Source organism: Chitinophaga sp. MM2321, from assembly GCF_964033635.1.
Taxonomy (GTDB): Bacteria; Bacteroidota; Bacteroidia; order Chitinophagales; family Chitinophagaceae; genus Chitinophaga.
Genome location: NZ_OZ035533.1, coordinates 1019660 through 1031681 on the forward strand (window position 1 = coordinate 1019660; position 12022 = coordinate 1031681).

General features: G+C 45.4%; 11 protein-coding genes. 6 read left to right on the top strand and 5 right to left on the bottom strand.

The window, feature by feature from the left end:
• Positions 1-122: 122 nt before the first annotated feature.
• Complete coding sequence (locus ABQ275_RS03850; protein WP_349316951.1) at positions 123-731, bottom strand: hypothetical protein; 609 nt, start codon at positions 729-731, stop codon at positions 123-125.
• A 233-nt stretch (positions 732-964) separates the two neighbouring features.
• On the opposite strand from ABQ275_RS03850, the gene ABQ275_RS03855 reads away from it, so the two are divergent.
• The gene (locus tag ABQ275_RS03855; protein ID WP_349316952.1) at positions 965-1948 is read left to right on the top strand and encodes a pyruvate dehydrogenase complex E1 component subunit beta; all 984 of its coding nucleotides are present in this window, start codon (positions 965-967) and stop codon (positions 1946-1948) included.
• Positions 1949-2073: 125 nt separating this feature from the next.
• Here ABQ275_RS03855 and cysM read toward each other — a convergent pair whose 3' ends face one another.
• The gene (cysM, locus tag ABQ275_RS03860) at positions 2074-2958 is read right to left on the bottom strand and encodes a cysteine synthase CysM (protein WP_349316953.1); all 885 of its coding nucleotides are present in this window, start codon (positions 2956-2958) and stop codon (positions 2074-2076) included.
• A 30-nt stretch (positions 2959-2988) separates the two neighbouring features.
• On the bottom strand, positions 2989-3801 hold the full coding sequence (locus ABQ275_RS03865) for a serine O-acetyltransferase (protein ID WP_349316954.1): 813 nt from the start codon (positions 3799-3801) through the stop codon (positions 2989-2991).
• 253 nt (positions 3802-4054) lie between these two features.
• Between ABQ275_RS03865 and ABQ275_RS03870 the strand changes: the two genes are divergently transcribed.
• Together ABQ275_RS03870 and ABQ275_RS03875 are read left to right on the top strand one after the other, a co-directional pair.
• Positions 4055-5239 carry a sigma-54 dependent transcriptional regulator gene (locus ABQ275_RS03870; protein WP_349316955.1) on the top strand — a complete coding sequence of 395 codons (1185 nt, stop codon included), beginning with the start codon at positions 4055-4057 and terminating at the stop codon, positions 5237-5239.
• A 5-nt stretch (positions 5240-5244) separates the two neighbouring features.
• Positions 5245-5892: an alpha/beta hydrolase gene (locus ABQ275_RS03875; protein ID WP_349316956.1), complete on the top strand. Its 648-nt coding sequence runs from the start codon at positions 5245-5247 to the stop codon at positions 5890-5892.
• Here ABQ275_RS03875 and ABQ275_RS03880 read toward each other — a convergent pair.
• The gene (locus ABQ275_RS03880) at positions 5889-6767 is read right to left on the bottom strand and encodes a MerR family transcriptional regulator (protein WP_349316957.1); all 879 of its coding nucleotides are present in this window, start codon (positions 6765-6767) and stop codon (positions 5889-5891) included. The genes ABQ275_RS03875 and ABQ275_RS03880 overlap by 4 nt on opposite strands.
• 176 nt (positions 6768-6943) lie before the next feature.
• Between ABQ275_RS03880 and lepB the strand changes: the two genes are divergently transcribed.
• The 3 genes from lepB to ABQ275_RS03895 all read left to right on the top strand — a co-directional run bounded on the left by lepB (position 6944) and on the right by ABQ275_RS03895 (position 9765).
• Positions 6944-8140 (top strand): signal peptidase I, encoded by a 1197-nt coding sequence (gene lepB / locus ABQ275_RS03885; protein WP_349316958.1) that lies wholly within the window; start codon positions 6944-6946, stop codon positions 8138-8140.
• A gap of 125 nt (positions 8141-8265) precedes the next feature.
• Entirely contained in the window at positions 8266-8754 is a 489-nt protein-coding gene (locus ABQ275_RS03890) for a cytidine deaminase (protein ID WP_349316959.1), read from the top strand.
• Positions 8755-8841: 87 nt separating this feature from the next.
• The gene (locus ABQ275_RS03895) at positions 8842-9765 is read left to right on the top strand and encodes a tetratricopeptide repeat protein (protein WP_349316960.1); all 924 of its coding nucleotides are present in this window, start codon (positions 8842-8844) and stop codon (positions 9763-9765) included.
• A 272-nt stretch (positions 9766-10037) separates the two neighbouring features.
• Here ABQ275_RS03895 and argS read toward each other — a convergent pair whose 3' ends face one another.
• Positions 10038-11966, bottom strand: a complete 1929-nt coding sequence (argS, locus tag ABQ275_RS03900) for an arginine--tRNA ligase (protein ID WP_349316961.1) — start codon at positions 11964-11966, stop codon at positions 10038-10040.
• Positions 11967-12022 lie beyond the last annotated feature (56 nt).

Below are 12022 nucleotides of genomic sequence, written 5' to 3' on the forward strand. Positions count from 1 at the left end.
TTGATTTTGAGATTTCGGGATTTTGTTTCTATGGCATATATACTTTTCTTCTGCAGATATGCCATAGAAACAAAATCCCGAAATCTCAAAATCAAGAAATTCCTAAATTCCTACATCATTGTTCACTTAATATGGATCACGGTATCTATTCTGTTCAGCCGGATCCTTACACTATCATTTCCCAGCTTATTCATTTTCAGGGTGTGTACCGGTTCCCGGGGGATCACCACTTCGGGTGTTATCTTCTCAAAAAATAAATATTTATCTGTAATCAGGCTGTACATGGGGTAGGCAGACAGAATGCCACTGGTTTTTGCTTGCAGGGCATAGTCGTCATCAATTTTATATCTGTGGAAGTCGCTGTCGAACAGGAAAGTGAACATGGCTACCAGTGTAATGGTGCGGAGAGGAGGGAGGAGCAGTCCTATCAGCAGCAGGAAGGGAAAGCCGAAGAAGAATAGCAGGTAGGCGTACCTGGCATCGTTGTCCGGTTTGGAAAGACCATAGAGCAGCATGCCCGTGCCGGCATAGAGAGAATAAAATACCCTTTCTGTTTGCGTGCCTTTGAAGCCATAGTCGTTGAGCATCAGGAGGAAGCAAAGCACGGAAAATGCCAGGAAAGTAAGGTGGAGGTACCAGGTAAGGGTACGTAATACCGGCGCTTTCACTTTCTTGATTTTGAAGGAAAGGGCGGCCAGGAAGCAGATGGTGAGGATAGTAAAGGTGATCATAGTAATAGGGAAATAGTCAGCAAGGCAATTAATTGTAAAATATAAATATATAATAATTTTGTAATTAATTGAGATCGGAGATCAAAAAATAAAAAAACGGGTATCTGACGGGAGTGCAGGGTGGATAATAATTATAATCGGGTGTTTACTTTGCATTTTCACCAACAAACGATATTTTTGCCCTGCCTTACGACAATCAGGCACTTAAACTTTCAAACTTTATTAAGAATAGCATGCGTCAGATAGCTTTCAGACAAGCCTTAAGAGAAGCCCTGCAGGAGGAATTTCGCCGTGATGAACGGGTATTCCTTATGGGGGAGGAAGTAGCCGAATATAATGGCGCTTATAAAGTGAGCCAGGGGATGCTGGATGAGTTTGGTCCAAAACGTGTTATTGACACGCCGATCGCAGAACTTGGATTTACTGCCATTGGGGTAGGTGCTGCTCAGAACGGCCTGCGTCCGGTAATTGAATTCATGACCTGGAACTTCGCTGTACTGGCGTTGGATCAGATCCTTAACACAGCTTCCAAAATGCTGGCCATGAGTGGCGGGCAGGTTGGTTGCCCGATCGTTTTCCGCGGACCAAACGGTTCTGCCGGACAGCTGGGTGCGCAGCACTCCACTGCTTTTGAAAGCTACTATGCCAATATTCCCGGCCTGAAAGTAGTATCTGTTTCTAATCCATATGATGCAAAAGGTTTGCTGAAAGCGGCTATCCGCGACGACGACCCGGTAGTTTTCATGGAAAGTGAAGTGATGTATGGCGATATGGGTGAAGTTCCTGAAGAGGAATATATCATCCCCATCGGCAAAGCAGATATCAAACGTGCAGGTAAGGATGTAACCATCGTTTCTTTCAACAAAATGATGAAAGTAGCGTTGGGTGCAGCTGAAGAGCTGGCCAAAGAAGGCATCGAAGCTGAAGTGATCGATCTTCGTACCATTCGTCCGCTGGATTGGTTCACTATCCTCGAATCCGTGAAAAAAACAAACCGCCTCGTAATCGTTGAAGAACAATGGCCTTTCGCCAGCATATCTTCTGAAATCGCTTACCGTATCCAGAAAGAAGGTTTCGACTATCTGGATGCTCCCGTGCGCCGTATCACTGCCATAGATGCACCTATGCATTATGCACCTAACCTGGTTAAAATGTACCTGCCCGATATCGAGCGTACGGTGAAACTGGTGAAGGAAGTAATGTATATGAAGAAATAATAAAAATTTAGGGATTTCTTGATTTACGAATTTAGGAATTTAGAATGCAGCGAAGATTTTACGTAGACCTTCGCTGCATTCTAAATTCCTAAATTCGTAAATCAAGAAATCCCTAAATTTTTCTCCTATTTCTGAAAAAGATCACTCGAAAGATACCGGTCTCCCCGGTCGCAGATAATACTAACAATCACGCCACTACGTAATTCTGCTGATATCCTTACCGCCGCTGCTATAGCACCACCACTGCTCATTCCACAAAAAATAGCTTCTTCTTTTGCGAGGCGTTTGGTCATTGTTCTGGCTTCTTCTTCTGTAATATCCATCGTACGGTCTATCCGTGATTTGTCGAATATTTTAGGGAGATATGCCTCCGGCCACTTGCGGATCCCGGGAATTTTAGCGCCGTCTGTAGGCTGACAACCGACTATCTGTACGGCGGGGTTTTGTTCTTTCAGGTACCGGGATACACCCATAATGGTGCCTGTAGTTCCCATAGCACTTACAAAATGCGTCACTTTACCTGCCGTATCCTTCCATATTTCAGGACCGGTGGTTTTGTAGTGCATACCTGAATTATCCGGGTTGGCAAACTGGTTCAGCATAAAGTAACCGCCTTTGGCTATCTGCTCATTGGCATAGTCAATAGAACCTTCCATGGACCGCTCTTTAGGGGTCAGTATTACTTTGGCGCCATAGGCTTCCATCGTAAGTACCCGCTCCTGCGTGGCGTCTGCCGGCATCACCAGCTCAATCTCAATACCAAAGATGTTGGCAATCATCGCCAGCGCAATACCTGTATTACCACTGGTTGCTTCAATCAGCTTGATGCCCGGCTTGATTTCGCCCCGGTCCAGCGCACCTTTGATCATACCATAAGCAGCCCTGTCTTTCACACTCCCTCCGGGGTTCGTCCCTTCCAGCTTGGCATAAATTGTTACATCCGGGTTTACGGACACATTTTTTAATTCCACCATCGGCGTATTACCGACGAGATCCAGAATAGAAGCCATTATAAATGTTTTTTAGAATTGGATTACCTTTTATTCCTGGTTGGTTTCAGAGAACTTGTGTTCTGCTTTGTAGTAGATCCTCGAAAAAGGTTCTACACTTCTGATCAACCATACATTTCCACCAATTACGCTGTGGTGACCTATTATAGTGTCGCCGCCCAGGATGGTGGCGCCGGCATAGATAACTACATGTTCTTCGATAGTGGGATGCCGCTTGCTGCGCGCCATGCTTTTTTCGATACTGAGCGCCCCCAGTGTTACGCCCTGGTACAGCTTTACGTGTGGCCCGATGACAGATGTTTCACCGATCACAATACCGGTACCATGGTCTATACAGAACCACGGCGCTATCACAGCACCGGGATGTATATCTATACCGGTACGGGCGTGCGCCAGTTCCGTGATCATCCTGGGCAGCAAGGGGATCTTCAGTTCACAAAGGGCATGGGCCATCCGGTAAAATGCAATCGCATAAAACCCGGGATAGGCGCGGATCACCTCATACAAACAGGTGGCCGCAGGATCTCCCTGGAAAATAGCTTCCGCATCTTTCGTTAACTCATCATATATCACTGGTACTTTGTTCATGAAAGTGCGGCTGATGATTTCCGCGCTGGCGGGTAACTGATGCTGCATGGGTTGCAACAATAATTCCAGCTGTATTTCCAGCTGCCGCCCGTATTGCTCCAGCAGTACAGGGTCGGCCATCACCTGGCCGGTATGTTCAGGGAATAACCAATTAATCAGGTTGTTGGCAAAATCACTTACTGCAACCGTGGCAGGATAAGCATTTGCTGCCGCCAATTGGTGTCTCCGCTTCAGTTCTTCGAAAAAATCGCTCATATGCGGATAGAATTACAGATACGAATTCATTTGTTTACGGAAAAAATAGACATACATCCGGTAAAGTTAGTGGACTATATCTTCATTTTCGAATTTTTTGATTTTCGGATTTTGTTATTTTACCGGAGATAGTATAATAATGTATAATATCAAACCATCAAAATGGTAAAGTCTTAAAATCCGAAAATTCGATTTAATTTTGGCGCTGTTAATTACGGGACTATACCAGTAATGCTAAATCTCAAATCTGACTATGGCTAACATTTTAATAATAGACGATGAAAAAAGCATCCGCAAAACGCTGACGGAAATATTGAGCTATGAAGGATATAAAGTAGACGAGGCTGCGGACGGGTTAGAAGGATTTAAAATGTTCCAGGCAAAACAATATGATGCCGTACTATGCGATATCAAAATGCCTAAAATGGATGGATTGGAATTCCTGGAGAAAGCCAGGGAAGTGAATCCTGATATACCCATTGTCATGGTTTCCGGCCACGGAAATATTGATACTGCCGTTGACGCCGTGAAAAAAGGCGCCTACGACTATATCTCCAAACCACCGGACCTGAACCGCCTGCTCATTACCCTGCGCAATGCAATGGATAAAACCACGCTGGTAACAGAAACCAAAACTTTACGCCGCAAGGTGAATAAAGTACCGGATATGATCGGTTCATCCGCGCCTATCCTCAAAATTAAAGAGACAATTGAAAAAGTGGCTCCCACAGACGCCCGCGTACTGATTACCGGCGACAACGGGGTAGGAAAGGAACTGGTAGCCCGCTGGCTGCATGAACGCAGCAACCGCGCCGCCGGTCCTATGGTGGAAGTGAACTGCGCGGCCATTCCAAGTGAATTGATAGAAAGCGAATTGTTTGGCCACGAAAAAGGGTCCTTTACCTCTGCTGTAAAGCAACGCATCGGTAAGTTTGAACAAGCTACCGGCGGTACCCTTTTCCTCGACGAAATAGGTGATATGAGCCTCAGCGCGCAGGCTAAAGTACTGCGTGCATTACAGGAAGGTAAGATCACCCGTGTAGGCGGCGATAAGGAAATAAGTGTGGATGTACGGGTAGTAGCAGCTACCAATAAGGACCTGCTCCATGAAGTAGAGGAAAAAAACTTCCGGCTGGATCTCTACCACCGGTTGAGCGTTATCCTCATTCATGTAGCCTCCCTGAATGACCGCCGGGACGACGTGCCCCTGCTGGTAGATAATTTCCTGGACACCGTTTGCAACGAATATGGAATTGCCCGCAAGGCAATAGACAAAGATGCCATGAAGGCATTGCAAAACCATAACTGGTCCGGTAATATCCGCGAACTGCGCAATGTGGTGGAAAGACTGGTGATCCTCTCCGGCAAAACCATCAGCACAGAAGATGTGGATGATTTCGTAGTACCAAACCGCGACAAGAAAAAAATCAGTTCCTGAGTATCATGTCCAGACACCTGTATCTTATCAGCGGATTAGGTGCGGATGAGCGCATCTTTAATAACCTGTGCTACCCGCCCGGCTATGAGGTACATTTTCTGCCCTGGATAGCTCCTTTGGAGAACGAGCCTATCAGTAGTTATGCCGCCCGTATGGCGCAGGGCATAACTGCTGATGGACCGGTTTCCCTGATAGGTGTGTCCTTTGGCGGTATTATGAGCCTGGAAATAGCCCGGCAGATACCCGTGGAGAAAAATATCCTGCTCTCCAGCATTAAAACTACCGCAGAGAAGCCACCATATTACAACTGGGTGAGAAAACTGGGACTGCAACATCTTCCTGACAGTATCCTTTACCGGCAAAGGGATATTATTGTCAAAAAATTTCTGAATATAGAAACCGAAGCAGAGAAAAAGCTGGTGTCGGAATATCTCGCGAAGCGGGACTATCATTACCTGCGTTGGGCTGTAAATACCGTTTTACACTGGGAAAATGATTTCATTCCCGAAGGGCTGGTGCATATTCATGGCGCCAAAGACATGCCTTTTCCCATCAAATTTGTAAAACCTACCCATGTCATCCCTGACGGCGGCCACTTTATGGTATTAAACCGGGCCAGGGAAATCAATGCCATATTGGAAGCCAATCTTTAAAGCATCCTTTCCAGTTCCTTTAATGAATGCATGATCCGCATATTGGCGGGTAATGACATGCTGATATGCTTTGTTTGCGGACCAGACAGGAGGATATTGATATGCGGATACATGTTGCCCAGCTTTTCTGCAAAGCTGTTCATCGCTTTGCGGGTCATGTTGGTGAGCATATGTGTGTAAATATGTGTCACTTTTTTGGCTGCCACAAAGGGTTTCAGGTCGCTCAATGGTATGTTGGCACCAAAGTTCGTGACTATTTTACGGTGCTTTTTTAAGAGGTAATGCACATACAACAGGGGGATTTCGTGAAATTCTCCTTCGGGCAGGAACAGCAGAAAGTGATCATCTGCCTGATCATTCATTTCCTGGCTATCAATTGCCACCAGTATTTTAGTGCGGATAATCTGGGAAGAGAAATGTTCCTGTGCAGGGGTAACACTGCCTGTAAGCCACAATATGCCTACTTTTTCAAGATAGGGATAAATGGCGTGGGTGATACTTTTTTCAAAGCCGGCCAGTTGTACCAACTGCTGGAAAATGATCTCAAAACGAAGCTGGTCATAGTCCAGCGTGGCTTCAATCAGCTCGTTTATGTACAGTTCATACTGGTTGTCGCCGGCAGCTATTTCTACGGACAACTTATTCTGTTGTGCTTCAGATAAGGCGGCAATACGGGAAATCTTCATCCCGTGGTGGTACAGGTAGGCAATACGTAATAAGCCCTTCAGGTCTTTGTTATCATATACACGGTGGTTGGTATCCTTCCTTTTGGGAGGAAGCAGCTGATACCGTTGTTCCCAGATGCGTATCGTGTGCGCTTTTATACCGGTAAAGTGCTCAATATCCTTTATAGTAAAAGAGTTTATTCCAGGCATAGATATCCAACAAATTTTTGCATTTTAAAGTTCGATTTAACAAATTAATATAAAAGATAATGAGTAAAAAGAAAAGATCTTTAAGCAACTTTTAAGAAAACTTTTACAAGGAAAAGCTACGGGCTGCCAACAGAATATTATATTTGCCTTTTTAAGCATCTAATAAGCGCACTTGAATGAACCTGGCATTTTGGAAAAAAAATAAGGAAAGTCAGCCAAAGAAGAAGAAATCTACGGCAAGGGAATGGTTAGACGCGGGTGTTTTTGCTATTATAGCCGCCACGCTTATCCGCACTTTTATTTTTGAGGCTTATACGATTCCCACGCCTTCCATGGAGAAAACCTTACTGGTAAACGATTTCCTGTTTGTGAGTAAGATCAGTTACGGTCCCCGTATCCCCATGACGCCATTGGCCATGCCATTTGTGCATCACACGATGCCTTTTACTAAATCTACAAAAGCCTATTCCGAAGCTATTCAATGGAAATACAGGCGCTTACCCGGTTTTACTGATATCAAACGCTATGATGTGGTGGTATTCAACTTTCCGGAAGGAGATACTGTGGCTATTGAGTCGCCAGACCCAAGTTACTATAACATGGTGAGGCAAAACGGCTGGCAGGCCGTGCATAATTCTTTTGAAGTGATCCACCGCCCGGTTGATAAACGGGAGAACTACATCAAACGTTGTATGGCAGAAGCGGGAGATACCTTAACAATCGTTCACGGCGCTGTATACATCAATGGGCAGGCGGCACCGGTACCTTCCGGCAGCCAGCATAAATATGTGGTAGAAACGACCGGCGACCAGCTCAATACCAGCCGCCTGGAAGAACTGGGCATCGCTACTACTGCGCCTGATTTTTACCCGATTGACGGAACCAGGTATCTCTATAACCTGACACCGGAAAATGTAACGGCACTGAAACAATTCCCGATCGTAAAGAACATCACTGTTTATGAAGATGCCAATTATATGGACTTCAATTACAACATGGTGTTCCCGCATGATACCGCTCATTACAAATGGACGGATGAAAATTTTGGTCCGCTGTATATTCCCAAGAAAGGGGCTACTGTAAAGCTGGATGACAGCAATATCGCCATCTACGACCGTATCATCCGCGTGTATGAAGGCAATACCCTCGAAAGAAAAGATGGTAAGTTTTTTATAAACGGACAGGCAGCTGACTCCTATACTTTTAAAATGAACTATTACTGGATGATGGGGGATAACCGTAATAATTCCCTGGATTCCCGCTTCTGGGGCTTTGTACCCGAAGATCACGTAGTAGGCAAGGCCTGGCTCATCTGGATGAGTTATGGTGAAAGCGGCATCCGTTGGAGCCGTCTCTTCAAAAATATCAGGTAACCTGTTGCAGGAAATATAATTTAAAGTAAATTACGGACTGGCATATTGCCGGTCCGTAGTTGTCTTTACCCCACTGCAGCCCCCTGGTAATGATGATGCGTACAGCACCCTAGATGTTTGCTAATATGGAAAAACAACTCCAACATTTCGAATACCTGGTATACAATGATATTAACGGTCTGGAAGATACTGATTCCTGGTTGTTGAAGGAAGCACGTGAGGTAACGCAGCATGCCTATGCGCCTTATTCCCGCTTCCAGGTAGGTGCAGTGATCAAGCTGGCGAATGGGGAGATTATAGCCGGCTCTAACCAGGAGAATGCGTCTTTTCCTATCGGGTTATGTGCAGAAAGAGTAGCCCTGGCTTCCGCGGCATCTGTGTATCCGGATATACCTATCGATACCATTGCCATCAGCTATCATAATCTCAATGGTACCAGTACCCACCCCATATCTCCCTGTGGTATGTGCCGTCAGGCCCTGGCAGAATATGAAATGAAGCAACAAACGCCGATCAGGCTGATCCTGGGTGGCCTCAGCGGTCAGGTGTTTGTCATCAGCCGTGCCAACGATCTGTTGCCGCTCTCTTTCTCCGGTAATGCCATGAATACCTAACTATTTTATCTAAATAGTAAAATAAATAAATATAAAAATAAATAAATATTTATATTTGTCCGGAAGCTGAAAACCGCCACCGTTCAAATGACCCGTCGACTTATCCTGTGTATTCACCTACTGATGCTTGGAATTGCCGTCAACACCGTTTTGGCGCATCCTGTTCCTGTTGTACATGATAAAGCCCGTGATCTTTATAAAGAAGGCATGGCCTTCAAAAAATCAGGCAACCAGGAGGCCGCGCTGCAACGCTTTGTGGCAGCCATCAGCGCCGATAGCAGTTTTACTGCTGCGTATAGTGAACTGGGAGATATTTACTTTGACAGGAAATCATATGAAGCTGCTTTGTTGTACAGCCGCAAGGCACAGCAACTGGGTGCGGAAATGGTGAGCCGCCTGATAGGATTGAGCTTTTATCATCTTCATCAATATGAAAATGCATTAGAAGCCTTACAGCAGGCCAGAAATGAAGAGCCGGACAATCAGCTCATTCCTTACCAGCTGGCGCAAATTTATGCACAACTGGGCGACTACCGGGCAAGCATACACTATTACAGGGAGGACCTCGTAATAGACAGCACACACACGAATGCCTGGTATGAATTGGGCATGATGTTTTTTAATACAGCAGACTTTTCTGCTGCAGCCACTTCTTTTGAAAAGGCCGCAGCACTGGGTTACAAACAGGATGCACTGTTTTTATTGAATACAGGCGTCACCTGGTTGCGGTTACAGCAAACAGATAAAGGCATTGATTATTTGTGTAAAGCACAGGCTATCAATCCCCGTGATGAACAGATCATGTATAACCTGGCACGTGCCTGGTACGACAAAGGCAATTTTAAGGAAGCCTCCTTACAATATGAACAAGTATTGTATTTGCAACCTACAAATGCTTTTGTTATGTTTATGCTTGGAAAATCGTATATAGGTAATGGTGAGGAAGTGAAAGGCGGCGCCCTGTGCGATAAAGCCCTGTCCCTGGGCCTTGATAAGACAAACATAAAGTAACTGATAGCATAGAACAAGACAATTTTGTACAGATAATATTTGCCACAGTGTAGAGGGATATAAAACAGCGCATAAAGGATAGGCAAGCTCCTTTTTCGCTGCGCTGCTTACTGTGGTATTTTCTTCAGCAGTTTCGGCCACGGCGGCTGCAAGCTGCTAACGCTGCGGGACCATCAGGTCCGCAGCGTTTTTTTATTAACAAAAAAAGCAAAGATGGCGGGATAGAATCCTTTGCCATCTTTGCTTTTTTACTTCTTTGGGTGAACGTTTTATTACATGCGCTCCGGTACCCTGATCCCCAGCATTTTCATGCCCTGCGCAATAGTATGTGCTGTAAGCATGATCAATTGTAACCGTAATTTTTTCTTCTCTTCACTTTCCGCTTTTATAATGGAATGCGTGGGCACACCATCAACTTTTTCTGCGTAGAAAGAGTTGAACAACTGCGCCAACTGGAATATATAACTGGCAATAACAGACGGATTCATTTCACGGCCGGCTTCTGCCAGTACGCCCGGAAACTGTTCGTTCAGCACAATCAGTTGTTTCTCCAGCGGCAACAGATCGCCGCTATAATGGAAGTTGTGCAGCTCCGCTACCGAACCTGCATCGCGGAGAATAGATTTTATACGCGCGTGGGCATATTGAATAAAGGTGGCTGTAAATCCATGTAAATCGATAGACTCTTCCGGATTGAAGATCATTCTCTTCTTAGGATCTACCCGCAGCAGGAAAAACTTCATGGCACCCAGGCCAATTGTTTCATACAACGCTGCCAGTTCGTCTGCCGCAAAATCGGCATGTTTTTTACCGGCTGCCGCTGATTTTTCTTCGGCAGTGACAACCATCTCCACAATCATATCATCCGCATCCACTACGGTGCCTTCCCGGCTTTTCATGCGGCCATGTGGTAATTCCACCATGCCATAGCTGAGATGGAAGATGCCCGGTGCAGAAGGTTCCCCGAGCTTTTGCAAAATCAATTGCAACACCTTGAAGTGATAGTTCTGTTCATCTGCCACGATATAGATACTCTGATCCATGTGGTAGTCCTCGTATTTCAAACGCGCTGTACCCAGGTCCTGTGTCATGTATACGGAGGTGCCATCGCCACGAAGCAGGAGCTTTTCATCCAGGCCATCGGCAGTGAGGTCTATCCATACAGAATTATCTTCTTTTTTAAACAGTACTCCTTTCTGCAATCCTTCTGTTACCAGGTCTTTACCCAGCAGATAGGTTTCGCTTTCGTAGTACATTTTATCGAAGTCGATGCCCAGGCGCTTATAGGTTTCATCAAAGCCTTTGTATACCCAGCTATTCATCGTAGCCCACAGTTCACGCACTTCCGGGTTACCTGCTTCCCACTGCTGCAACATGCTTTTAGCCTGTTGCATGATTTCGGCCCTGTTACGCGACATCTCTTTGATGTCATCCATAATCTTGGCAGATTTCTCTTTGTCGGCTTTTACTTCCGGCTTGTGGAGTGCATTTACCAGCTTCTCCAGCTTTTCTATTTCTGTGCTTTCAAAATCCTGGAAATCGTTTTCCAATGCACGGTCTATGATGGGTTCCGCTTGTTCTTTCAGTACGGATTCAAATTTTACGTAGTAGTCACCTACGAGGTGATCACCTTTGATACCACTGGATTCCGGCGTGTCGCCATGCGCAAAGATCTGCCAGGCCAGCATCGATTTACAGATGTGGATACCGCGGTCATTTACCAGGTTGGCTTTGATGACTTCATATCCGTTGGCTTTCAAAATTTCCGAGACGGAATATCCGAGGAAGTTATTACGCAGGTGCCCCAGGTGCAAAGGCTTGTTGGTATTGGGAGAGGAATACTCCACCATTACTTTTTTGCCATTGGCGGGTTGGATACCTATGTTTACGTTAGCATAATGTTGTTGCAGGAACTGTGTCCAGTAAGTATTATTGATACCGAGATTGAGGAAACCTTTTACTACGTTGTATCCTGCAATCAGTTCCGGGTGGTGGGTGACGAGGTATTCGCCGATGCGTTGTGCGGTTTCTTCCGGTTTTTGCCGGCTGAATTTTGTGAAAGAGAAAACGACTATGGTATATTCGCCTTCGAACTCAGGTTTGGTAATATTGATGGAAATATCTGTTTCTGCTACCTGTTGATCGTAAAGTGATTTGATGGCGGCTGCGGCAGCCGTTCTGATAGATTGTACAACACTCATGCTGAAAAATGATTAATCGAGGGGCAAAGATAGTATAGATAAAGGATAGATGATTC